18 protein-coding genes, 2 tRNA genes and 1 pseudogene are annotated in these 24,617 nt (G+C 51.4%); 12 read left to right on the top strand and 9 right to left on the bottom strand.

Features of this window, described 5'->3' with window-relative positions:
• Positions 1 to 10: 10 nt before the first annotated feature.
• The 3 genes from PsAD5_RS18120 to PsAD5_RS18110 are packed head-to-tail and all read right to left on the bottom strand — an operon-like array spanning position 11 to position 5,164.
• On the bottom strand, positions 11 to 3,490 hold the full coding sequence (locus PsAD5_RS18120; RefSeq protein ID WP_063293114.1) for an efflux RND transporter permease subunit: 3,480 nt from the start codon (positions 3,488 to 3,490) through the stop codon (positions 11 to 13).
• A complete protein-coding gene (locus PsAD5_RS18115; RefSeq protein WP_063293113.1) occupies positions 3,487 to 4,590 on the bottom strand; it encodes an efflux RND transporter periplasmic adaptor subunit in 1,104 nt (367 codons plus the stop codon). The genes PsAD5_RS18120 and PsAD5_RS18115 overlap by 4 nt, the downstream gene beginning before the upstream one ends.
• A 25-nt stretch (positions 4,591 to 4,615) precedes the next feature.
• Complete coding sequence (locus PsAD5_RS18110) at positions 4,616 to 5,164, bottom strand: PadR family transcriptional regulator (RefSeq protein ID WP_063288378.1); 549 nt, start codon at positions 5,162 to 5,164, stop codon at positions 4,616 to 4,618.
• 421 nt (positions 5,165 to 5,585) lie between these two features.
• Here PsAD5_RS18110 and puuE point away from each other — a divergent pair.
• The 4 genes and pseudogenes from puuE to PsAD5_RS18090 form a co-directional block, all read left to right on the top strand.
• Positions 5,586 to 6,485, top strand: a pseudogene (gene puuE / locus PsAD5_RS18105) (allantoinase PuuE); the annotation flags it as partial.
• A 371-nt stretch (positions 6,486 to 6,856) separates the two neighbouring features.
• Positions 6,857 to 7,537, top strand: a complete 681-nt coding sequence (locus tag PsAD5_RS18100; RefSeq protein WP_063293111.1) for a L,D-transpeptidase — start codon at positions 6,857 to 6,859, stop codon at positions 7,535 to 7,537.
• Between the two features lie 306 nt (positions 7,538 to 7,843).
• The gene (locus PsAD5_RS18095) at positions 7,844 to 9,223 is read left to right on the top strand and encodes an efflux RND transporter periplasmic adaptor subunit (protein ID WP_063293110.1); all 1,380 of its coding nucleotides are present in this window, start codon (positions 7,844 to 7,846) and stop codon (positions 9,221 to 9,223) included.
• 23 nt (positions 9,224 to 9,246) lie between these two features.
• Positions 9,247 to 12,405 carry an efflux RND transporter permease subunit gene (locus PsAD5_RS18090; RefSeq protein WP_063293109.1) on the top strand — a complete coding sequence of 1,053 codons (3,159 nt, stop codon included), beginning with the start codon at positions 9,247 to 9,249 and terminating at the stop codon, positions 12,403 to 12,405.
• A 6-nt stretch (positions 12,406 to 12,411) separates the two neighbouring features.
• Here the strand turns inward: PsAD5_RS18090 and PsAD5_RS18085 are convergent, their stop codons facing one another.
• Positions 12,412 to 12,759 (bottom strand): hypothetical protein, encoded by a 348-nt coding sequence (locus tag PsAD5_RS18085; RefSeq protein ID WP_057466069.1) that lies wholly within the window; start codon positions 12,757 to 12,759, stop codon positions 12,412 to 12,414.
• A gap of 248 nt (positions 12,760 to 13,007) precedes the next feature.
• On the opposite strand from PsAD5_RS18085, the gene PsAD5_RS18080 reads away from it, so the two are divergent.
• Positions 13,008 to 13,355 carry a hypothetical protein gene (locus tag PsAD5_RS18080; protein ID WP_063288383.1) on the top strand — a complete coding sequence of 116 codons (348 nt, stop codon included), beginning with the start codon at positions 13,008 to 13,010 and terminating at the stop codon, positions 13,353 to 13,355.
• Positions 13,356 to 13,402: 47 nt separating this feature from the next.
• Here the strand turns inward: PsAD5_RS18080 and PsAD5_RS18075 are convergent, their stop codons facing one another.
• Positions 13,403 to 14,359 carry a nucleoside hydrolase gene (locus PsAD5_RS18075; protein ID WP_063293108.1) on the bottom strand — a complete coding sequence of 319 codons (957 nt, stop codon included), beginning with the start codon at positions 14,357 to 14,359 and terminating at the stop codon, positions 13,403 to 13,405.
• A 216-nt stretch (positions 14,360 to 14,575) separates the two neighbouring features.
• Between PsAD5_RS18075 and PsAD5_RS18070 the strand changes: the two genes are divergently transcribed.
• Positions 14,576 to 15,607 carry a DUF2817 domain-containing protein gene (locus tag PsAD5_RS18070; RefSeq protein WP_084404418.1) on the top strand — a complete coding sequence of 344 codons (1,032 nt, stop codon included), beginning with the start codon at positions 14,576 to 14,578 and terminating at the stop codon, positions 15,605 to 15,607.
• A gap of 7 nt (positions 15,608 to 15,614) precedes the next feature.
• Here the strand turns inward: PsAD5_RS18070 and PsAD5_RS18065 are convergent, their stop codons facing one another.
• The 3 genes from PsAD5_RS18065 to PsAD5_RS18055 form a co-directional block, all read right to left on the bottom strand.
• A complete protein-coding gene (locus PsAD5_RS18065; protein WP_063293107.1) occupies positions 15,615 to 16,346 on the bottom strand; it encodes an SDR family NAD(P)-dependent oxidoreductase in 732 nt (243 codons plus the stop codon).
• A gap of 120 nt (positions 16,347 to 16,466) precedes the next feature.
• Positions 16,467 to 16,540, bottom strand: a tRNA-Gln gene (locus PsAD5_RS18060).
• A 59-nt stretch (positions 16,541 to 16,599) separates the two neighbouring features.
• Positions 16,600 to 16,673 (bottom strand) — tRNA-Gln (locus tag PsAD5_RS18055).
• 551 nt (positions 16,674 to 17,224) lie between these two features.
• Between PsAD5_RS18055 and PsAD5_RS18050 the strand changes: the two genes are divergently transcribed.
• A complete protein-coding gene (locus tag PsAD5_RS18050) occupies positions 17,225 to 18,661 on the top strand; it encodes a Ppx/GppA phosphatase family protein (RefSeq protein WP_063288386.1) in 1,437 nt (478 codons plus the stop codon).
• Complete coding sequence (locus tag PsAD5_RS18045; protein WP_057466074.1) at positions 18,658 to 19,359, top strand: RlmE family RNA methyltransferase; 702 nt, start codon at positions 18,658 to 18,660, stop codon at positions 19,357 to 19,359. The genes PsAD5_RS18050 and PsAD5_RS18045 overlap by 4 nt, the downstream gene beginning before the upstream one ends.
• A gap of 33 nt (positions 19,360 to 19,392) precedes the next feature.
• On the opposite strand, the gene PsAD5_RS18040 is transcribed toward PsAD5_RS18045, so the two are convergent.
• Positions 19,393 to 20,793 (bottom strand): MFS transporter, encoded by a 1,401-nt coding sequence (locus tag PsAD5_RS18040; protein WP_063293106.1) that lies wholly within the window; start codon positions 20,791 to 20,793, stop codon positions 19,393 to 19,395.
• Positions 20,794 to 21,121: 328 nt separating this feature from the next.
• On the opposite strand from PsAD5_RS18040, the gene guaB reads away from it, so the two are divergent.
• The 4 genes from guaB to PsAD5_RS28865 all read left to right on the top strand — a co-directional run bounded on the left by guaB (position 21,122) and on the right by PsAD5_RS28865 (position 24,526).
• On the top strand, positions 21,122 to 22,624 hold the full coding sequence (gene guaB / locus PsAD5_RS18035) for an IMP dehydrogenase (protein ID WP_063288388.1): 1,503 nt from the start codon (positions 21,122 to 21,124) through the stop codon (positions 22,622 to 22,624).
• A gap of 250 nt (positions 22,625 to 22,874) precedes the next feature.
• Entirely contained in the window at positions 22,875 to 23,660 is a 786-nt protein-coding gene (locus tag PsAD5_RS18030) for an integrase family protein (RefSeq protein WP_063293105.1), read from the top strand.
• A gap of 32 nt (positions 23,661 to 23,692) precedes the next feature.
• The gene (locus tag PsAD5_RS28870) at positions 23,693 to 23,953 is read left to right on the top strand and encodes a tyrosine-type recombinase/integrase (RefSeq protein ID WP_063293104.1); all 261 of its coding nucleotides are present in this window, start codon (positions 23,693 to 23,695) and stop codon (positions 23,951 to 23,953) included.
• A 264-nt stretch (positions 23,954 to 24,217) separates the two neighbouring features.
• Complete coding sequence (locus PsAD5_RS28865) at positions 24,218 to 24,526, top strand: AAA family ATPase (protein ID WP_063293103.1); 309 nt, start codon at positions 24,218 to 24,220, stop codon at positions 24,524 to 24,526.
• Positions 24,527 to 24,617 lie beyond the last annotated feature (91 nt).

Below are 24,617 nucleotides of genomic sequence, written 5' to 3'. Positions count from 1 at the left end.
AGTGAAAGCCTTACTCAGCGGCTTCAGGAACCCGCTTGACCTCTTCAGAAGCCTCATCACCAAAGGTTGGTTCTCTCGGATCCTGATTGCCATTTGCAAGCGCATACTGATCTGCAGACATCTGGCCTTTGCGTCTGTTTGTAACCTGCCCATAACCATTCGCAAGATGCATAGGCATCACCAGAGCAATCGGGATCACAACCAGCGTCAACATGGTTGAAAACGCCAGACCGGAGATCACCGCTGTTGAGAGCTGCACCCACCAACTTGCAGTGACGCTGCCAAAGGTCGTGACCTGATTGGTAAAGTCAAAGCTGATCTGCGTTGCCATTGGAATGAGGCCCGCAATCGTGGTGATTGTGGTCAGCATCACCGGGCGGACACGCTGAGCGCTTGTACGCAGTGCTGCATCTACCGGGCTCTGCCCATCTTCACGGAAACGATTGTAGGTATCGATAAGAACGATCGCGTTGTTCACCACGATACCTGCCAGCGCCACAATACCCGTACCGGTCATGATGATTGAGAACTTCTGCCCTGTCACCAACATGCCAAGCAGCACACCAAACACACTCATCACCACAGTCGAGAGGGTCAGGAAGCTCTGGTAGAAGCTGTTGTACTGGGTCAGCAGAATGATGAACATCAGGAACAGCGCACCAATCATTGCCTTCATCAGGAAGGCCTGAGACTTGGCTTGCTCTTCATTCGCCCCACGGAACTTGATGAACACACCATCAGGCCATTGCTGAGCATCAATCCATCCCTGAATCTCTGCCTCTTTCTCAGTCACGAGGAAGCGGTCTTTATCAACGCCAGCTTTAACGTCCAGAGAGAACATGCCATTGCGGCGTGTAATGCTGGAAACCTTCTGCTTCGGTGTCCGCTCCACAAAGTTGGAGAGGGGAATCTGACCCAGCTGAGTACGAAGACGCAGCTCATCAAACTTGTCCAAAGTCCGCTCGTTCTGAGGAAGACGAACACGAATGTCCACTTCATCCTCTGAGTCAGACGGGCGATAGTCACCAATCAGAACACCGTTGGTTACAAGCTGAACCATAGCGCCCACAGCTGCAATATCAGCCTTATAACGAGCCGCTTTTTCGCGATTGATGGTCAGTTCCCAGTCAATGCCCGGTAGTGGACGGCTGTCTTCCTGATCACGCAAACCATCAACAGTGTCGATGTGATTGCGAACGCGGTCTGCGGCTGCAACAGCTGCTTCATAGTTGTTTGAGTTGATCTGCAACTGGATGTCTTTACCAGTTGGAGGACCGCCCTCAACCTGCCGGGACTCAACCTTGATACCCGGAAGCAGAGATGTTTTCTCACGAACGCTGTTAAAGATTTCCTTTGCCGACGGACGGCAGCAGAAGTCAGCAAACTCAATGTCGATAGAGCCAATCAGATCCGCAGGAGCGTTGTTGCCACCGCCACCACGCACACCAACAGGGAAGGCGCGGGTCACGACATTTTCAATGCCCGGCTCAGCCAGAATGATGCTGTCAACGTCCCGAACCAGTTCAAGGGCCTCAAGAGCGGACATGTTACCGCGCGCGGTAACATAGAACTTACCCTGCTCAGGCTCTTCATCCACGAAGAACTCTGTGCCGGCATTGTTGCTCATAAAGGTCATAAAGATGCTGCCACAAAGAACCAGCATAGCGACGATCGCCAGCATGCCGGCCCACCACTTGCGAACCAGAAACTCCAGAACGGCAATATAGGCACGCGTAATACCGCGCAGCTTTGATGTGTCAAACGGACCATGTCCGGAGAACACTTTTGCTGCTGCCAACTCTTCCGTTTTACGGCGCTCAGCACGCGCACGAGAATAGTTGAGGATTGGTTTGAACATCTTCATCAACGGCAAATAAGCCATGATGACGATAGCGGCCCCAAGCAGTTTTGATGCAGGACCAAGGACCGCAACGATTGGTGTCAGGCTGGAGACGACGGCAGCCAGCCCTACAGCAACGATAAGAGCCAGAAGATGCTCGCCATACTTGCTCATAAACGCAAAGACAGCGGCCAAAATACCACCTGTCACGGGCAGGAACACCATGGCCGTCAGCAAAGAGCCGGACAGAACAATGATCACCATGATTGGCAAGTAGCTCATAAACTCGCCTGGTACACCCGGCCACAGCAACATTGGCAAGAAAGCCGCCAGCGTTGTTGCCGTGGAAGAGACGATCGGCCAGAACATCAGCTTGGCAGCACGGATGTAAGCATCCCGTGGAGGCATACCTTCAGCTGCCTTACGGTCTGCGTACTCCACCATCACAATCGCGCCGTCAACCAGCATACCAACAGTCAGCACCAGGCCGAACATCACCATGGTGTTCACGGTCATACCGATGGTCGTGAGTGTCAGGAAGCCCAACATGAAGCTTGTTGGAATAGCCAAACCAACCAAGATGGCAGACCGCAAACCAAGAGCAGCAATAACAACAACCATCACGAGGAAAATTGCTGTCATGATGGAAGATTCAAGAGAGTTTAGGGTCTGAAAAATGTTGTCTGATACATCGAGCATATAGCTCACAGATACCGTACTTGGCAGCTCTGCAGTAACGTCTTCAACAACAGTGCGAACAGCAGCATTGTTCTCGATAATGTTCTCGCCAATGCGTTTGATCACATCCAGAGAGACAGCAGGTTGACCATTCACAAGTGTAAAGGTACTTGGATCTTTGAAGGTGCGTTTGATCGTAGCGATATCGCCAAGTGTCACGACACCTTCACCAGCTTGTTTCACCGGTAAGGAATACACATCATCCGCATCAAGGATCAGACCCGGCACTTTGATGTTGAAGCGGCCAGCACCTCCATCAATAAAGCCTGCAGCAATCAGCTGGTTGTTCAGCCGAAGTGCATTGATTAGCTCGCTCTGGCTGATGGAGTAGCTTTCCATCTTAAGCGTATCAATGATCACTTCCAGCAACTCATCACGCTGGCCAGTCAGCTCAACCTCTTTCACCGACGCAATGGACTCGATCTCGTCTTTTAAACGGTCTGCAAGACGGTAAAGCGTGCGGGCAGGAACATCACCGGAAAGGGCGATGGTCATGGTTGGCTGAAGAGCCATATTGTGGGTGCTGACAGTCGGTTCTTTGGCGTCCTCAGGGATCTTAGTCTTCGCCGTGTCAACCTTTTCACGAACGTCCGTCAGCGCTTTGTCTTTGTCGACATTAATGTCGAACTCCAACAAAATACCCACATGCCCTTCGGCGGCGATCGTCGTGATCTCTTTCAGTCCCTCAAGACCGCGGAGTTCGGTCTCCATCGGTTGGCCGATCAGGCGGGTTCCGTCTTCTGGAGAAATACCGGACTGGCTGACAGAAACATAAAAGAAAGGAACGTCAATATCAGGCGCAGCTTCTTTGGGAATCGCGATGTAGGACATAATGCCTGCGATCACCATGAAGAGCATCATCACAAAAACTGTTTTGGGGCGTTGGAGCACCCCTTCCAGCATGGATATCATTGTGAAACCTCCGCGGTTTCAAAAACGGGATGAACAACGCGGCCTTCTTTAACGAAGTCCTGACCAACAGTAATAACGGTCACTTTTTCTGGCAGGCCCTTGAGCCAGACGCCCTTTGTGTCTCCGCCGATCATCTCAACAGGATAGAAAATGACCTTGTTGTCTGCACCAACGCCGCGCAGGCCAATATCCCCATTGTCAGCAAGGGTCAAAATGCCCGGTGATACAAAGTGTGCTTTCTCATTGGCAAGTTGCAGCTGGGTGCTGGTCGTAACGCCGTCCTTCAAATCAAAATCAGAGTTCGGCAGTTCAACTTCTACGTGGAAAGTACGTGTGTCCGGATTGGCGGAGCTCGCAATGTGGCTCACTTTGCCTTCAACGGTTTGACCGGTCACCAGATTTACAACAGCGGTCTGGCCAATCTTTACAGCCTGAATGTTGGATTCTGAAACAGCGCCGATTGCAAGCATTGGGTCCGGTGCCATAATTGTCGCGCAAACTTTGCCAACAGCCAGCATCGCGCCCACTTCTGTCAGTGGTGTCTCGATGATCCCGTCAATAGGGGCGCGGATTGCAGTACGTTCCAGCTCAAGTTCAGCTTCCTGTAACTGGGCTTTGGCCGCGTCGCTTGTTGCTTTAAGCGCGATCACACGGTTCGCAGCAGAAAAGCCTCTGTTGTTCAGCTTGCTGGCAGCTTCAAAATCAATATTGGCCTGAGCCAGCGCTGCATTGGCTTGAAGAACGCGTGCTTCACGTGCGCCGCGATCAAGAGAACAGAGCAAATCACCTTTACGAACGAACATGCCTTCCGTTGCTGGGCGTGCACGCACCACACCAGCAGTTTCCGAATGCACTTCAACGCGCGTATCAGCCTGCGTCCGTCCGCGCATTTCCAAAAATGGAGTTCGTACAGTTGCTTCAAGTGTCTGAACTTTTACGGCAAAGGGAACAGAGCCGAGAGCTTTCACTCTTTCTGCTGGTGGTGGAGTCGAACCTTCGCCCGTACCCTGACCCATAACCACGGTTGTGCCGGTCGCCATCCAGATACCGATTCCGGCTGTAAGCCCCAAAGCCAGAACATGTGAAAATCGAATTGCCATTTTTCTCTCCGCCGGTTCTAGGCGATTATTCAGCTGCTTGAGCGTGGGAGACACGCTCGCTGGCGATACGCTCAAGCTTGCTTCGGTTCATTTTCATGTAATTAAGGGAAGCACTCAGTGTGGTAATGCCGTATTCCAGTGTCCACGCGCTTGCCGGATCCTCACAAATCTCAAGTTCGTGGGTCATGCCCCCGATTTTGAGCTCCAGATGCTCAATGCGGCGGTCAATCTCCTTGGAAATAAACTCGCCACCAACCCAGCGGCTATAAAGTGCAAGCAGAAGAAACGGGGATCTGAACAAATCTTCGACAGGGGTCTCAGACAGCTCTTGTACAAAAGCGTCACGACCTGCCTGTGTAATAGAATAGATTTTCCGAGAAGGTTTGCCTGGTGAAATTTCTTCGCGCCACGTCACAAGACCGTCCTGTTCCATCTTGGCAAGCGACGGATAAATTGACCCGTAACTGGCTTCAATGAAATGACTGAAATGCCCTTCTTGCGCAGTCTTGCGAATTTCATATCCAGTAGCATCCCCGCTGGATAATATGGCAAGACAAAATTTACGTGTGCTCATTCCCCACCACATCGCACTGAGTGTTAAAAGAGACCTCATATAGGTGTGAGGTCGAATAACTTACTGAACTTAAAAGACTTAAAATCGATTAGAGCTAAAGTCTGGTCACGTTCGATATATATCGACTAGATATATGTGAAACTTTTTACTGAAAGCTTTAATCACTGTCAAATGTAGAAATGTAACAGGATGTCCCGGTCGCGCTACATAGGGTTCAGATTGTTCTCGTGCTCAAAATTTCAATGGTTACCCTTCAAATTTAATGAGATTTCTACAAAAGAATGTGTTTGCCATCACAAGTTGAGCCATTTTTTGTGAGCTTAGGAAGAGTTGTGCATTGGAATTCTGCACAAACCTACTTGTCTTGTCTTGCTGTTTTGAGGTGAAGTGTTTCCAACAAACTTCAAAAAGGTATTTCATGATGGATTATGCACGCGACATGATTGGGTATGGCCGGAACACGCCGAACCCTAACTGGCCAGGCAATGCGAAAATCGCGGTTCAGTTTGTCATCAATTACGAAGAAGGCGGCGAGAACAACATCCTTCATGGAGATGCTGGGTCTGAAGCTTTCCTTTCTGAGATTGTTGGCGCCCAAACCTGGCTGAACCAACGGCATATGAATATGGAGTCACTTTACGAATATGGCTCGCGTGCTGGCTTCTGGCGTTTGTGGCGATTGTTCCGCAAACATGGACATCCGGTGACGTGCTATGGCGTTGCCACGGCACTAGAGCGAAATCCTGAAGTGGTTCAGGCTATGAAAGAGGCTGACTGGGAGATTGCATCTCACGGCCTCAAATGGATCGAGTACAAAGATTTCTCCGCTGATGAAGAGCGCTGGCATCTCCAGCAGGCGATCAAAAGCCACAAAGAGACGACCGGAGAGCGCCCATATGGCTGGTACACGGGCAGAAGCTCCGTCAACACACTGCAGATGGTTATGGAAGAGGGGGGCTTTCTTTACAGCTCTGACAGCTATGCAGACGATCTGCCTTATTGGGTTGAAGGCCCCAATGGCCCGCATCTGATCATCCCTTACACGCTGGATGCCAATGATATGCGGTTTGCAACACCGCAGGGCTTTAACAGCGGTGACCAATTCTTTACCTACCTGAAAGATAGCTTCGACACGCTTTACGCGGAAGGGGAAGACGGAGCGGCCAAAATGATGTCCATCGGCTTGCACTGCCGCCTTGCCGGACGCCCTGGCAGAACAGCAGCTCTTGCCCGTTTCTTGGATTATATCTCCCAAAAGCAGGATGTCTGGGTGCCGCGTCGGATCGATATTGCCCGCCATTGGCACGAACACCACAAGCCCTAACCGCTTCAAAAGCTGAAGCCTTTGCCTCTCTCGCTTCAAGTGAGGGAGGTTTCTTCAGTATCTGTAGAAAAGCCATCTTGTTCTTGAACTGGCCGCAATCCAGCCATTTGCAGGCCAGACACACCCTTTAAGGCCTTGTTGGTCGCACCCTTTGAATCCACATAGTGAATTGTGCATAGGTTCAAATTGTCGTGACCATCTGTCTTCCTCAATTAGTTATTGATAGAGACAAGTTAGAAACGCAAATCGACTGTGCGATATGTTTATTGCAGCATGCTCGGCAATCTAACTTAAGGAACAATAATAGGGTGACCATGAGCTTTTTAAGTACAACTGCCGAGAAGGCGAGGCATTGTAACAAAGGTAGTTTGTCCAGACGTGGTTTTGTAATCGGAACAGCAGCCCTCGCTTTGGCAGGCTGTCAGACAACCGGTGCTCCAAAACGCAAGACTGTGGCCGACCTTCGCCAGGATCCGTACTACAAGGTTGTTTATGGCCCGATGCCGGAAGAAAAATTCCCCATCCCTGCAGTCAATCTCAGCCAGATCCCAGACGGTAAGTACCTCCGTCAGGTGGTGAACTACACCGGTCCGGAAGTTGGCGGCACACTTGTTGTCGACCCATCCAACCGCTTCCTTTATCTGGTGCGCGGTGATGGCACTGCCATGCGCTATGGTGTCGGTGTAGGCCGTGCTGGCTTTAGCTGGAACGGCGATGCTGTCATCCAGTACAAACGTCAGTGGCCAAAATGGACGCCGCCAGCAGAGATGATCGCACGTCAGCCAGAGCTTGAAGAGTTCCGTCATGGTATGGCGCCGGGTATTGAAAACCCGCTGGGCGCCCGTGCGCTTTACCTGTTCCAGAATGGCAAAGACACGTTGTACCGCCTGCACGGAACCAACGAGCACTGGTCAATCGGCAAAAACGTCTCAAGTGGCTGTATCCGCCTGCTCAACCAGGATGTGATTGACCTGTACAACCGCGTGCCAAATGGATCACGCGTTGTGGTGCGTCCGGCAGGTAACCCGGTGGAACCGCTCAGCGTTTAGCTAAATGTAGCATCGTGAAAATGACTGAAAGGCCTGATATCAATATCAGGCCTTTTGTGCATCTGCCTCTGGAAAACGCGCGGGGCAGACCAGGGAAAGTGTAACGAACTGTAGCAAAACGCCGGTTCAGACAATGTCATTACGTTTTTACAAACTTCAAAATGCACATGTCTCACAAAAGTAATGTAAAACACTCTCAACTAATGTGTTCTTTCAAGCGTGCTTGAATCGCCAAGAGGCTCCTCATTGATCCAGTGAGCCTGAATAGCCGTAAGTACTGCAAATTCTGGTAGGAGTTGGCTGTTAATGTCCCGTTCTAGACAGGCTGTAAAAGTTGGTCTGATCGCTGTCGTAGTTGGTATTGCAGGTTTATACATCGGCAAACCGGTTCTGTTCTCCAAGTCTGTCCCCTTGTTCTCTTCCGTTGGACTAACGCTTTGGCCAACTGAGACGGCAGATGTCGTCGTGAAGGGTTCCGGCAACAAACAGCAGGGCAAGCGTGGCGGCGGAAAACGTGGCGGTGGTGGCAATCAGGAAATTCTGGCTCGCGCCCGTAATGTGACCACAGGCGTAACCGATACATTTGTCCGCGCAATCGGCACAGGCCGTGCAGCCAAAATGACAGATCTCTACCCGGAAAGCTCTGGACGTATTCAGGAGCTGCCTTTCAAAGCAGGGACGCGCGTCTCTACAGGTGATGTTGTGCTGCGTCTGGATGATGCGGAAGAGAAGCTGGCGGTCAACCGCGCCAAGCTTGCGCTTAAAGATGCTGAAGAGCAGGTTGAACGCTATGAAAAGCTGATGTCTTCGCAGACCATTTCGACAGTCCAGATGCAAAACGCTTTGCTGGCAACAAATCAGGCCCGACTGGATCTGGACAAAGCCAGTATTGACCTTGATCGCAGGCTGGTGAGAGCGCCATTTGAAGGTATTCTCGGCATCATGGATGTTGAAATCGGCGACTACGTAACCCAGTCTTCCCGCATCACTGGTCTGGACGATCGCTCAAGCATTTTGGTGGAATTTGTCGTACCAGAACGGTTTGCCAACAAGGTCAAACGTGGAGATACTGTTGAACTGCGCACAGAAGCCATGCCGGGGCATACATTTAGCGGTGAGCTGACGGCTCTGGAAAATCGCGTCAAATCCGAATCCCGCACATTGAAAGTTCAGGCAACAGTCGCAAATCCTGACGATCTTCTGAGGTCTGGGATCGCATTCGATGCTCGTGTCCAGTTGGAAGGGGAGGAATGGCCATCCGTCCCGTCCATCGCGCTCAAGTGGGATCGGTCCGGCCCGCATGTCTGGCTTGCTGAAAATGGTGAAGCTTTGCGGTCCGACGTAACCGTCATTGAGCGTAGCGCTGATCGCGTCTTGATTGAAGGTGAGGTCGAGCCGGGCGATATCGTCATCACGGAATCAGTGCGTGACTTGCGTCCGGGCACAAAAGTAACGCTTCAGGCTGAGCCGGGTTTTACGCTGACCAGCCCTGATGAACCAACCGCTCCACTCGTGAGTGAGACGCAGACACCCAGTGATAAAGCTGGAGTAAAGGGCAAAGGGAAGGGACTTGGTCAAGGCAAGGATAAGCCGGACACAGGCCAAACCGATAAGGGGGAACCAGTAAAAAGCTCTGGTTCCCAATCTGGAATATCGCCTGATGGCACGACGCAATCCAACTCCTGAATGACTGACCCGAAGGTGTTTTTATGACAACCGACAAAAAATCGACACGGGAAAGTCACCTGAGCGGATTGTATGCCTTGTGTGTACGGCGCCCGGTTCTGGCAATCACCCTGAACCTTCTTATTATCGTAGCTGGTATCGCAGCGTTACTTGGCGTTGAAGTGCGTGAAATGCCAAATGTGGACCGGCCTGTTGTAACGGTCACGACCACATACTCCGGTGCGCCGCCAGAAGTTACGGATGCCGAGATAACCAGTGTGCTGGAAAAAGCGATCTCCCGCACCGCAGGCATCGAATCCATTTCATCCAATTCAAAATATGGTCGCAGCCGAATTACCGTTGAGTTCAATGATGGTGTCGACGTCAGTGAAGCTGCCAATGATATCCGCGATGCTGTGAGCGGAGCGGGGCGTAATCTGCCAGAAGATGCAGATACTCCCGTTGTGGTAAAGGCAGACGCGGATGCCGATCCTGTCATGCGCGTTGTTGTCACCTCTGACGAAATGCGTATCGAAGAACTGAGCAAGTTTGTGGATGATGAGATTGTTGACCGCATCACGTCTGTACCGGGTGTCGCCAGTGTGGATTTGTATGGCTCTCAAACGCCCGTCTTCAAAGTTGCGATCAACGTGCAGGCAATGTCATCTCGCGGCCTGACACCGGATAATCTGCGCTCTGTTTTGGAAGAGCTTGCGCTTGATACCTCCGGCGGATCGCTGGAAACGGGCGATCAGGAGCTCTTTGTTCGTGCAAACTCTGACGTGAAAACTGCCGAACAGATCGGTATGGTCAAGCTCAATGATACTACCCGAATTCGCGATATCGCGTTTGTGAGCTATGGGCCGGAACGCGCGTCCTCTGGTGCGTTTTACAACGGCAAACGTGCTGTCGGCATGGGTATCATTCGCTCGGCAAACTCAAATACCATCGACATCTCCAACAACGTCCGCGCTGAAATTGAGCGCATGAAGGATCAGCTTCCAAAGGATGTTGAAGTCAACGTCAGCAGTGATGATGCAACGTTCATTGGTGGCGCGATCAAGGAAGTCGTGTTCTCGCTGTTCCTGTCCACCAGCATTGTCATTGGTGTGATGCTGCTGTTCCTCGGTTCTATTCGAGTCACGCTTATTCCTGCTGTCACTGTTCCTGTTGCCTTGATTGGGGCTTTGGTTGGCATCTGGCTAGCGGGCTTTTCCGCAAACGTTTTGACGCTTCTGGCCCTTTTGCTGGCAACCGGCATGGTGGTTGATGATGCAATTGTGGTTCTGGAGAATATCTCCAAGCGCGTTCATAACGGGCAGGGGCCACGTGCGGCTGCGATCCTTGGTACGCGGGAGGTCTTCTTTGCAGTCATCACCACAACGGCCACTCTGGCTGCTGTGTTCATTCCAATTTCATTCCTCCCGGGCAGTGTTGGCAAACTCTTCTCTGAATTCGGTTTCGTGCTTGCAATCAGTGTGATGCTGTCGTCCTTCGTTGCGCTGACCCTTGCGCCGATGATGGCTTCTCGTCTGCTGCGAACGAAAAACTATGAGGACACGCACAAACCCTCTGCGACCTGGACTGTGATTTCCAATATGGGGACAGCCATTGAGCGTTGGTACTCCAGCACATTGGATTGGACATTGCGCCGTCCATTCATATTGCTGGGTGCAGCAACGCTCTTCGTCATTCTGGGAGCTTCCCAATATACTTCACTGCCAAGACAGCTCACCCCAACAGAGGACAGGTCTGTGATCTTCATGATTGCATCGACACCTCAAGGGGCAAGTTTAGACTACACCGCGGGCAAGATGAGCGAGTTGGAATATATCGCTCAGCCCTATGTTGAAAATGGCGAGGCCCGAAGCGTTATGAGTCTTGTAGGCATGGGGGGGCAGATCAATCGCGGCTTCCTTGTTATGTCTTTGAAAGACTGGGCAGAGCGAGATCGCAGTCAGCAGGAAATTGTCAACGAACTACAACGCAAGACCGCTAAAATTCCCGGCCTGAAGGTGCGTGTTGCTCAACCCAATACAATTGGAATTCGCGGCGCTGGGCAGGGACTTCGTTTTGCCGTGACCGGCACCAACTATGATGAACTGGCCGAAAATGCAGATGATATCGTCTCGGAGATGCAGGCCCGTTACGGTGACAAAGTTGGCTTTGCCTCCGTGTCCTATGAGACGACACAGCCGCAATTGTTGGTGAGTGTAGACAGGGAACGCGCAAATGATCTGGGACTGTCTTCCGACCGGATCGCCTCTAATCTGCGCATGCTGCTCGATGGCTCGTCAGTAGCGGACCTCTTTGTAGAAGATGACGGCATTCCAATGGTCATGGAAGCAGGTGGTCTGCCATTGCGCTCTACCCGTGATTTGGAAAATATCTTCATCAAGAGCAAAGACGGCACCATGCTGCCTATGTCCTCTATTGTCTCCATTGAAGAAGAGGCCGTGGCACCAAGCTTGACGCGTGAAGAGCAGCAAAGAGCAGTCCCCGTCACCATCTCCATCAATGATGGTTATGATCTTGCGCAGGCAATCTCTGACATGAAAGAAGTTGCTGAGGAGGTCTTGCCGGAAGGCACAAATGTCACGCTTTTGAGTGAAGCAGCGGTTTTGGAGAAAACCACGTCCAACGTCTACATGACCTTCCTCTTTGCGATCCTGGTGGTCTTCCTTGTACTCGCTGCGCAGTTTGAAAGCTTCATGAGTGCCTTTGTCATTCTCTGCACAGTGCCCTTTGGCATTTCAGCGGCGATTATCTCTATCGGCCTGACTGGAGGCTCCATCAACGTCTACTCCCAGATCGGTATCATCTTGCTCGTTGGTTTGATGGCCAAGAACGGCATTCTCATTGTCGAATTTGCCAACACATTGCGGGAAGAGGGGCGTTCGGTCTTTGAAGCGATCCATGATGCATGCCTCATCCGCTTCCGCCCAGTTGTTATGACTGTGGTCTCAACCGTCCTTGGTGGCGTGCCACTGGTCATGGCTTTTGGAGCAGGGGCAGAAGCGCGCATTGAGATGGGATGGGTAATCGTTGGTGGTTTAGGCTTTGCAACACTCTCCACACTCTTCGTAACACCAGCCGCCTACTTGCTGCTGATGCGCTTTACGAAGCCACGCAAAGCCAGTGAAGAGAAACTGCACAGTGAGCTTGATAAAGCGCTGGGCACCACGAATACGCCAGCAGAATAGCTGCAGTTAAGGACAAGCCGAGATGATCACAATGCTTGCATTGCCTTCGTCTCGGCACTTCTGCGCAAGATAAAAGATATCCAGCCGCAGTGTGACCAGGTGGGAGTTTGCGCCCGGCTCAGTCGTCTCACTCACACGGTGGCCGAGATCTTGCGACAGCTCCAACTCAAAGAACGCTTCACTTTGAGAAAAGTAGGAGAGCAGCAAATCCAGATCGAGCGCTTCATTGCCGGCGGCGTCAACGACACGGGTCTGGCGAAGCTTGTCGCGCCACATAAGCTCTCCGCAATTATCAAGAAATTGCTCGCAGGAGACCAGCTCGTCAAACAGTTGATGAACACTAGAACGAAGCATCTAATCTATATCCAGCCTTTCAGATGCAAATTGCAGAGCGAATTATAGTCCAAAGATCTGATTTCCCCTCAAAACCAAACGATAAAATTGAAGGTATGAGCCATTTGATTGCACAGCATCAGATCACTGAAGTTTACAATACCCCTCAATTGTCACAGAAATGTAATAAGGCGCATTGAGTGCGCCTTGATCGTGGTATGCTTTGATTTTCCCTAATGGAATTAAAGGTGCGACCACGGAGAGAAATGATGCGCTCACTTAAGTTTTTGACGGTGATACTGACAGGTCTGTCGACAATGCTGATATCAGTCTCACTCGGTAATGCCTTGGGCATACAGCAATTGACAGAAGTGAGCGGACGAGCGGAAGTTGTCGATAAACGCCAGCTCAATATCTATCACCAACATGGGATTATTCGCGTTGGTCTGATGTGGCCTGCGGAAAATCATTACTCTTTGCGGCGTCAATTGGCGACCGCAGTCAAAGTGAAATGCCTGATGTTCGGATCTGAAGCATCTGCAAGCTGCGTTGCAATTGATAAGTTCGGGTCGCGCTGGATGCTCGGCAATGCCAATCAGATGGCATTCACAAAGTAAGGTGCTTAAAAGCGCCGACAGCCTGATGCTCTCGGCGCTTTCTAATTTTACTTATTGCTGGCGAACGTCTTCATCATGATGTCGACGAAGAGTGCCGCATTCGCGTCAAGGGCCACTTTGCAATTGGCTTGTTTGGTGCCGCGGTGGTTCTTGTCAACAATCGTACGCCCAACAGTCAGTGCACCCTGTGTTTCAATGTCGACCGGGAACTCTTCCAGCGTAATCACGTCTGGCTGAATGAGGTGCGCGATACAAAGCGCATCATGCACCGGTGCGCTGTGCTCAACATCCATCTTCTGGATCTTGTCGTGAATGCCAATGCGATGGCCTGTACAAGCGGCCATTGCCTTACCAGCAGGCGTGCCCAGCTCATCAAACTGACGACATTGCGTTGCTGTCACCAGCGCTTTGTGTGTTGCATCCAGCGGCACCATGGTCAGCTTTTCAAAGCCAGCATTAAAGACTGCATAAGCAGCTTCAGGGTCAGCCCAGATGTTGAATTCCGCAGCAGGGGTCACATTACCAACATCATGACCACCACCCATGATCACGACTTCAGGAATGAGGTCCACCAACTTCGGCTCAACAGCCAGCGCTGCGGCAATGTTGGTGAGTGGCGCAACCGGAACCAGCGTGATTGGATCAGTCGCACTGCGGTAGGTTTCTACCAGATACTCAACAGCATGCTGCTTTTGTGCTTTTAAAGCAGTTTCCGGCAGAGGAAGATGCTTGCCGTGGATCTTCTCGGTCAGATCGTTTTTGGTGCGGGGAGTTGGAAAGTCATTTCGTACCAGAGGCTTGTGACAACCAGCGTAAACCGGAATCTCAGGCTTGCCGATATAGTCGAGAACACGCAAGGAATTATCTGTGCAATAATGCAGCTCAGCATTCCCGTTCACAGTGGTTACGCCAATCAGGTCAAGATCTTCATGCAAAGCAGCCAGCATAATGGCAACAGCATCATCCGTGCCCGTGTCCACATCTAGTATCAGTTTTCTTTTCATTATTCGCTCCCGGGAAGCTGATCGCTGCTAACTCTATGGGTGCGCAGCGGCAGCCTGATATGAAGACGCATCATCGCAATTGATTGAAAACTTGCATGTGATGCGAGAAAAAAGAGATAAGGAACAACAGACTAGATTATTCTTTCCGGGTCAATTAGGTGTGTAATGTAACCGCCGATATATCACAGCTTCATCCCGTTATTTGAAGAGTACACAATGCCTGCAAATCCCATTTTCTCTGAGGACTATTTCCAAGCTCAACAGCGTTTCATGGACCTGGCCAGTCGACTTGGATTTGAGACAGAGATCATCCCGCACCCAACCTTCAAGAGTGAAGAGGGACCTGTGCAGATGGCTGTTGCTTTGCAAGGCAAGCCAGACAGTGAGCATGTGGTGTTCATCACTTCCGGCGTGCATGGAACAGAACTCACAGCGGGCTCTGGAATTCAGCTGGACTTGATGCAGCGCTATCTGGAGCAGCTGCCAGACAATACAAAAGTAGTCTGGGTGCATGCAGTTAATCCTGCTGGCTGCGCGATCTTTACACGAACAGATGAGAACAACGTCGACAACAACCGCAACTCCATTAGCTTTGATGGAGACCTCCCTCAAAACCCGGACTATGAGGAGCTGCACACCGCCATTTGTGCGCCGCAGATCACGGGCGAGGAGTGGCAGGCTGCCAATGCCGCAATCAAAGCTTATACGGAAAAGAACGGGGCTGGCGCTCTGACGCAAAAAGTGCTGAAGGGGCAGTACACGGTCCCAATGGGTCTGTTCTATGGTGGGGAGGAAACCTCCTGGTCCACCAAAACCCTAAAGCAGGTCATTGTCTGTTATGGACAAGGTGCAAAGCGTGCAACGATCATTGATCTGCACACTGGTGTTGGCCCCTGCGGTTTCTGTGAGGTGATGGACCTCAGTTCAAAGCCGGGTGAAGAGGCGGAGTGGAGCCTCATCGGTGGTTTCATGTGTGATACTTTGGACAGTTTGGATCTGGAGGTCCCACCAACCAAGCTGATCCTGGAGTTTGGCACAGTCCCATTTGAACAAGTGCTGGACGCTCATCGCCGAGACAACTGGCTGAAACGCAATCGGGACACTGTCGCCCCAGAGTTGGCCGCTGAAATCAGGCAGGAGCTCAAGGATGCGCTCTTTGTTGATACACAAGAGTGGTGTGAAGCACTTCTGACGCAAAGCCGCGATGTTTTTGAACAGTACGTTCTGAAAGCCTCTGTCGGCGCTTAATGACTGCTCAGGGTGAGATTTCAGTCCCGTCATAGGCTAGGCATTTGCCGGTTTGGGATTGATCTACCTTACTGATCACATCCAGTAACATTGCCGCGGACTGCTTTGGCTGCATCAACAGGCTTTCTTGAATGCCGCGTTGAAACGGTTTTGAAAGGGAGCTGTCCACTGTTCCCGGATGCAGGCCAATAATGATAGAGCTTTGATGCGTGCGCTGCATCTCAATCGCAGCGCACCTGATGAGCATGTTAAGGGCTGCTTTTGAGGCCCGGTACGAATACCATCCCCCCAGATAATTATCAGAAATGCTGCCAACTCGTGCTGAAATGGTTGCAAAAACAGCCTTCTTGTGCTTGGGTAACAGCGGTAGAAAGTACTTCATGATCATCGCTGGTAAGATCGTGTTCGTACAAAACGTTTCCCCCATTCCGGCGTGGGTGAGGGCCCGGATAGTTTTTTCTGGTTTCGTGGTTGCGCTGTGGAGCTGCCCCGTCGCCACGAAAATCAGATCCAGCCCACCAGCTGCTTTAATCGCATCTGCACTGGCATTGAGCCCTTCTGGATCCTCCAATGAGAAAGCCCGACTTTCAACACGCTCATGGACTGGCATGCGCTCTAAAGAACGGGCAAAACAAAACACAGTCGCCGTGTGATAGCGATCAATGCATTCATTGACAAAAGCAGAGCCAATCGCGCCACTGGCACCAAAAACGGCAATCCGTTTGGGAGAAAAGGGCATGACAGGGCCTCTGCAAGCGTTGAAGACGCAAGCAGTGTTCTTGAGGGACACAAAGCCGTCAATTAGCGGAATATGAGAGCCGCCCAGGCAATCTGTTTAGATATGATGTATGGAAGAAAATGGCTGGGGATCCTGGACTCGAACCAGGACCGACGGAGTCAGAGTCCGCTGTTCTACCATTAAACTAATCCCCAGCAGAACAGGAGGGAAGTGTTCCCTACCTGGCAGTTGAAGCTTTTGATACGTGAGTAATTGGCTGGGGATCCTGGACTCGAACCAGGACCGACGGAGTCAGAGTCCGCTGTTCTACCATTAAACTAATCCCCAGCAATAACAGTACGTTAGCTACTGCCAACCAACAAAGTGAAGCAAGTCGTTCAATTCGTCGGTGAGAGGGCTTTTAGTGTTCGGACCGGACCTTGTCAACTTGGTTCTCGTGAGTTTTAACAAAATCAGTGGGCTAAGCGGATTTCATGCCCTTCTCTTGTGAATAAGGGCATGGCTCTGAGTGTTTCTGCGCAAATGTGCTCTGGCTATGGCACAGCTGTATCAACTCCGACCACCGGCGAGCCGATCTGTAAGCCTCTGGAGTTTCCTGCAATTTGAGAGAATTCGTTTAAATTTAGGACTGTACCATTCAAATGGGGCGATTGCTGTTTGCCATGAAACTGTTACAATGTTGCCAACTTAAAATGACTTCAGTCCAGATCGCATTTAGATGCCTCAAGGACTGCACAAAGGCATAGCACTTGAAGAAAACGGGTGAGCGGTCCTCTTCGGATGGAGCGAGAACGCCCGGCGTCCCGGGAAGCTCGAAAAAGGGCAGACGGAAGCAACGCCATAGAAAGCGCCAGGGTGGTGACGCCAAAAATGCGTCTTTGCACCGCGCTGAAGCTGGTCATTCTGCTGGGATTGCGGAAGAGGCCGGTAGTTCTCGTCCTGAAGGCGCCAAGCGGCAGAGGAAAGCACGTCGCGCAAAGCCTAATCGGGCAGAAAGACGTGCGCTCCTAAACCAGAAACTACATGCGCCCGTTGTCAATATTGATCCGGGCGGCACATCAGTAGAAGTTATACAACCTGCTCCTGCACCTAAGGAGGAGGCCAAAACGCATGGGTCAGCGCAGGCCAGACAGTCAGGGCCTGTAGAGCAACAATCTCCGCGTCCTTCTCAAGGCTACAGATCTCGCGAAAGTGATGCAAACCGACGCCATCATCATGCGGATACGCGTGGTGATGGGACGCATCGTTTTCCTTCGCGCCACAGGCATCAGGCGGCAGGGTCTCAGGAACTTTATGCAGCTTTGGATCTAGGCACCAACAATTGTCGTTTGTTGATTGCCAGACCAGAGCAGCGCGGGTTTCGCGTTGTCGATGCCTACTCCAAGATTGTACGCTTGGGGGAGGGTGTCGGGCGTAACCGGAAACTCTCCGATGACGCCATTTCTCGAGCCATTGAGGCCTTGCAGGTTTGTCAGCAAAAGATTTCCGAGCGCGGCGTTCAGCGGGCACGGCTCATTGCAACCGAAGCCTGCCGGGCAGCTGAAAATGGCGAGGAGTTTGTCAGCCGTGCCAAGAAAGAAGCGGGGCTGGAGCTTGAGATCGTCAGTCAGGAGACTGAAGCACGCTTAGCTGTTGCTGGGTGCGTTTCTCTGGTCGATCCTGAGGCTGATGGTGTTCTGCTTTTCGATATTGGAGGCGGATCCTCTGAGATTGTCTGGCTCGATCTGCGCAACAGATATGGTGCGCGCGGGTATGCACTGACGCGCTTTGTCCGAACATGGACGTCTCTGCCTCTGGGCGTTGTAAATCTGGCGGAAAGTCACGGAGGTGTGCACGTCACACCAGATGTTTTTGAAGCTATGGTTGGTGATGTCTCGCAGAGATTGGAGAATTTCCCTCTTGGCAATGAACTCTCCCGTGCTATAGAGCGCGGAAATGTCCATATGCTGGGAACATCCGGGACGGTGACTACATTGGCCGGGGTCCACTTGGGCCTTAAACGCTATGATCGCCGCCGCGTTGATGGAGCATGGATGGAACAGGAAGATGTTTCAGCCATGATTAACCAGCTTTTGAATATGTCCTATCAAGAACGGGTGGAAAACCCTTGTATTGGTGAGGACCGAGCCGATTTGGTGCTAGCAGGTTGCGCAATTTTGGAAGGAATACGCCGCAGATGGCCTTGTCAGCGTTTACGTGTGGCTGACAGAGGACTGCGGGAAGGTATTTTGATGGAGATGATGGCTGCAGACAAAGTCTGGAGCAACTCCAACCATAAGCGCCGGCGCACCCCTAGAAAGGAATATAACAGATGAGCGGCAACTCTAGTGGTCGTGGATCAGGTGATCGGGGCATGTTTCAGCGCGTGAAAACTGCGCGTAAACGGTCCAACTCCTCAACACTCTGGCTGCAACGCCAGCTGAATGATCCGTACGTCCGCCGTGCCAAGGTCGATGGCTATCGCTCTAGGGCGGCCTACAAGCTGATCGAGATCAACGAGAAGCATGAAATCTTGAAGCCGGGTATGCGTGTGGTCGATTTGGGGTGTGCTCCAGGCGGCTGGTCGCAGCTGACGGCGCCGATCGTTGGCTCAATGGATGATGAGCCATTGGTGGTTGGGATTGATTATCTCGAAGTTGAACCGATCCCAGGCGTTGTGATCCTTCAAAAAGACTTTCTGGATGATGATGCTCCTGATGAACTGATGAAAGCGCTCGGCGGGCATCGCCCAGATCTGGTGATGTCTGACATGGCAGCGCCAACGACAGGCCATCGCCAAACAGATCACCTGCGCACGACTTATTTGTTCGAGATCGCAATCGATTTTGCGCGTCAGAACCTGAATGAAGGTGGTGCATTCCTCTCAAAGGTGTTTGCCGGTGGGGCTGAGGCAAAGTTGCTTCAGGATCTGAAGAAGGAATTTAAGTCTGTGGTGCATATCAAGCCGCCAGCGAGCCGCAAAGGCAGCCCTGAGATGTTTATTCTCGCCAAGGGCTACAGAGGTTCCAAATAATGTTCAGAAAGGCTGGTTTCGACCAGCCTTTTTTTATTGATGTAAGTGTACTTGCTCATCCACTTTGTTCTTTCCAAGATTAACGGGAAGAAACCAGAAAAACAGCACGGGCAGCAAGGCAAATAAACCAGTGCAAACGGAGAGCCAGATAAAGTCAGGCCCGGTGAGCATGGGCTCTTCTGTGATGTTCTGCCGAACATGCAAAACGGCAGCAGCAAAGCCAACCGCCAGTGAAATAGAAAGTTGCTGAACCAGTCCTGCAAAGCTCACACCCTGATTAACAAGACACCTGGTCAGATCCGCATAGCTTGCTGTGTTGGCTGATGTGAATACAAGGCTTCGTGTAAGGCCTGTGAGCAGGATGAGGAGCGCGACTGCTGCAAGTGACTTGGTAAGCCACACAAAGCCCACAGCCAGCGTTAAAACGGAAAGAACAATGGTGCAGGGCAGCAGGACGCCGCGAAAGCCGAATGTTTTGATCAATCGGTGAGCGACCACGCGTGAAAGCAGGGCTCCAATGGCTGCGGCGCCCATAAGGAGTCCTGTTGTCAGACTATCAAGACCCATTGGAATTTGCAGCATGAGCGGCATGACAAACGCAAAGGAAGCGACGCCGATGCGCAAAGGGACAGCTGCGTAGGTCGAGACACGATAGCTGAGATTTGCGAAGAGCTTCAGGTCAATCACTGGATGGCGTGCGCGCCGTGCATGCCATATAAAAACCAGGCCGAATGATAAACTTGCTGCAAAAAGGCCAAAGGGAATAAATGCATCGGCCGTGATCTTCGTAAGATTAGCAATCCCAGCCAGGAGCGATGCGGCAGTACTCCCTAGCAAAATGAACCCCGGAAAATCGAAGGGCACCTTGTTCTTCCGTCTGTAATTGCGAAAGTAAAAGCTGCTCATAGCGCCAACGGCAACGCAAACCGGCACATTGATCAAAAAAATCCAGCGCCAATTGAGATAGTGGACAATAATGCCGCCCAGAAAGGGACCAAAGGCAATCCCGAATGCAGCGGGCGTGACGACCCAAACCATCGCTTGCACAAGGATCTTCGTGCCTGCCATGCGGATGACTGTCAGACGTCCAATCGGCATTAGAAAGGCTCCGGCAAACCCCTGAATTGCACGAGCAATCAAAAGATGGGTCAGATTACTGGAAAGAGCGCAAGCCACTGACATGCTCATAAACAGGAGCGCTGCACCAACAAACAATCGTTTTGAACCGAACCGGTCAGCTGCCCATCCAGAAATGGGAATAAATACCGCTAATGTGAGCTGATAGAGCGATATGGTCATATGCAATGTAAGTGGATTGATTTTTAGGTCACGGGCGATAGTGGGGATCGCAACCCCAAGCACTGTAGCGTCCAGCTGCACCAGCAAAAGCGTCATGCCAACGATCACAGTCGTCATGCGGAGGCGGTGCGGCATACTCGGAGCTTTCCGGTCTGAAATCACTCAGGGGTGTCCGTTGAGGCCTCTGGGTATCCCTGAAGGTGTCTATTCTCGAAAGCTGACCCTAAAGGAACTCGGTCTACCAACACTCATAGGCGATACAGGCAATTTAGTAAAATCAATGGGGGGAGGCTCAAATATGCAATCCGCGGCCTGAAATTGATAAATGCCCCTTTTCAAATCGCAAAAGCCGTGGTAGTGACCCGCGTCAACTTCTCTATCTTTTCAGACAACTCTGCAGTCAAATCCACTTGAGCAGGGAGTGGGTCAGGGCGGTCTATATTCATCCGAAGGGAACTTGGCAATGCCTACATTTTACGAACCATCTTCAGGTCACGAAGCGCTGACTTTTGATGATGTTCTGCTCCTCCCAGGGCATTCTGAGATCATGCCAGCGCAGGTCGAACTGCACTCACGAATCTCTCGCAATCTTCATTTGTATTTGCCTATCCTCTCTTCCGCAATGGACACAGTGACAGAAGCACGCCTGGCGATTGCTATGGCACAGGCCGGTGGCCTCGGCATCATCCACAAGAACATGACACCAGAACGTCAGGCCGAAGAAGTCCGTCAGGTGAAGAAATTCGAGAGTGGCATGGTCGTCAATCCATTGGTGATTGGTCCCGATGCAACTCTGGAAGACGCTCTCAATCTGATGGAGGCGCACAAGATCTCCGGCGTGCCAGTGGTTGAAAACGGTGGTCGCGGCGGTACTGCTACAGGTCGCCTCGTTGGTATTCTGACCAACCGCGACGTACGCTTTGCCTCAAACCCTGAGCAGCTGGTCTGTGAACTGATGACCCGCGACAACCTGATCACAGTGCGTGACAATGTTCGTCAGGATGAAGCCAAGCGTCTGTTGCACCAACACCGTATCGAAAAGCTTTTGGTGGTTGATGAGAACCAGTATTGTGTTGGTCTTATTACTGTAAAAGACATGGAAAAGGCACAGCTCAATCCGAATGCATCCAAGGACGGGCAGGGACGCCTTCTGTCTGGTGCTGCAACCAGCGTTGGTGAAGATGGCATGCGCCGCGCTGAGGCCCTGATTGAGGCTGATGTCGACCTTCTGGTTGTGGATACCGCGCACGGCCATTCGCAAGCAGTGATCGATCAGGTAGCTGCAATCAAGAAGCGCTTCCCGAGTGTAGAGCTGGTGGCTGGCAACGTAGCAACTCCAGCTGCAACAAAAGCGCTGATTGAAGCTGGTGCAGATGCCGTGAAGGTGGGTATCGGGCCGGGTTCTATCTGTACAACGCGCATTGTTGCTGGTGTCGGCGTTCCTCAGCTCACAGCGATCCTTGAGTGCGCAGCCGAGGCTGCTAAGGCTGACGTGCCAATCATTGCAGATGGTGGCATCAAGTTCTCCGGCGATATGGCAAAAGCATTCGCAGCAGGTGCAGGCTCCTGCATGGTGGGTTCACTACTGGCTGGTACCGAAGAAAGCCCAGGTGAGGTTTACCTGCATCAAGGGCGTTCCTACAAAGCCTATCGTGGTATGGGCTCTGTAGGTGCAATGGCACGTGGTTCCGCAGATCGTTACTTCCAGGCAGAGGTCTCTGATAAGCTGAAGCTGGTTCCAGAAGGCATTGAAGGACAGGTGCCTTACAAAGGCCCGCTCTCTTCCGTTCTGCACCAGCTCGCAGGCGGTGTCCGTGCGTCCATGGGCTATGTCGGTGCGCCGAACCTGCCAGAGTACAAAGACCGCGCAACCTTCGTCCGCATCTCCGGCGCCTCCCTTCGCGAAAGCCACGCCCACGATGTCACGATTACACGCGAAAGCCCGAATTACCCCGGCGCTGTTTGATGGGTTTAGGCTGAGCTGTCTCTTCTTTTAATTTCAATGGCTTGCGGTAATTTCGAGCTATATCGAAATGCCGCAAGTTTTATTGGTTGTGTGACTAGCGTGTGATTTATTTTTCGTGTTCATATAGGGGGGGTGATTTAAGGCATCTCCATGGCAACCCGGCTCACCAACTCATATCTCAAAATTTTTAAGTATGAAGGCAAACGTATCCGGCTCTCCGACTCCGTAGAGGAGGGGCTGCTCGTCACAGTTGGCGCAAAGAAAGAAAACCTTTTCGGTTTACGTCAAAGTTGCAGGTCAGCGCCTGCATGAGACGCTAGGGTATTTCCCAGAACTCAGTGTAGATGAAGCGCGTGAGAAGGCGCGCAAAATGAAAAACGCTATGCGCGAAGGGTTATTGCATATCGAGACCCTGGATGAGCTTGCTCAGATTTGCTTCAAGCGCAGAGAGGGGGAGGTCGCAGACACTACCCTGGCAAAGTACAAATCTGATTGGAAAAACAAGTTTAAGGACTGGCACAACTTAAGCCCGGCAGCGTTGACGGTCGATAGGTGTCGCATGAAGTTTGGGCTGCTTTTTGAGAAGCATGGCCCGATCGCAGCAAATACTGCAGCGATCACAAGCCAGGTAATAATCAACTGGTCAATCTCCCAGGGTTTGCTCCCTCTTTCGTTTGCTAATCCTTGGCTCCACATAACGAGGAATCCTCGTAAGCCGCGAACACGGTTTATGAGTTCAGAGGAGCTGAGCAAGTATTGGAATGGGCTGGAAGAGGTTCAGTCCGGTGGGTGGCATTGGATCATAGGTGTCCATGCTCTGCGTTATCTTCTGATGACTGGCCGAAGAAAGGAAGAGACGCTCAGTCTGCGCTGGGACCAGCTTGACTTGGAGATGGGGGCGGTGTCACAGCCAACGAAGACCGGGGAGAAGACATTTCGACTTGCCCAAGAAGTAGTCGATCACCTGAGAGGTATCCCTCCAGTAAAAGGCTGTGATTATGTTTTGTTTCTTTTGGTAAGGGGAACACAGTTGTAAATGAGCATATTCTCTATGGTGAATATAATGATATGTGCAAGAAGGCTGGTATTTCTGACTTACAAGTCCATGACTTGCGCCGCTCCGTTGGATCTCATCTGCGTTTGAGTGGGGTTGATCTGGCTGATATCGCGGACATCTTAGGGCATTCTGACTTATCGACAACGCGGCGACACTATGCGCACCTCGATAGCGCGCGACATAGAGACAAGGCAGAGATTTATGCGAAAAAAATAAAGTTTCACTCTGATAGGGCTAAAGCTGGACTTTCGATAGCTTCCATCATGGGTTGAGATACCTTCACCCGAAGGCTTCTCCAGTTGCTCTTATGCGCGATCTAGTATTACCCAACGTGACCAATTGAGGACATTTGACCTAACTTAGGCCAGCTCCAATCAAACTAAGACTTCAGCTTATGGTAGAAGTAGTTCGTCTCGTCGTTGGGGATCGGAATTCGAGTATTCGTTTCCATGTTGAAGGGTGCAGAACGGGTATCTGGAATTAATATACAAGCTAGAGTATAAGTGGCATGTTGATTTTCAGAGATCGAGCAAGCCATGCACTTAAGCAAGATTAGACTTACAAACTATCGCCGCCTGACAGATGCAAAGATAAATCTTGATAGGGAAATCTCGATCTTCGTTGGAGCAAACAATAGTGGTAAGACTTCTGTCGCACACGCTATACACTCCTTTATCAGCGGCTCCCGAGACCGTATCAAATTTCACGACATTAGTGCATCTCGCTGGGGTGACATCGACGCATTCGAGGCAGGTGAAGAGCATGCATCACTCCCTATACTGTCGATTGATCTTTGGTTTGGTGTCGACTGTTCCCCATCGAAGCCTTATGGACAGATCGGTTAATTTGAATAAGGGAGTGTTTTGGCTCATGATCATGAGATTAGGAGTGAACAATGGGGCACAACACACGGACCGCCAGCGCTGCAGCTGAGAA

This window comes from Pseudovibrio sp. Ad5 (genome assembly GCF_001623095.1).
In the GTDB taxonomy this organism is placed as follows: Bacteria; Pseudomonadota; Alphaproteobacteria; order Rhizobiales; family Stappiaceae; genus Pseudovibrio.
This window is presented reverse-complemented; position numbering and strand designations above follow the sequence as displayed.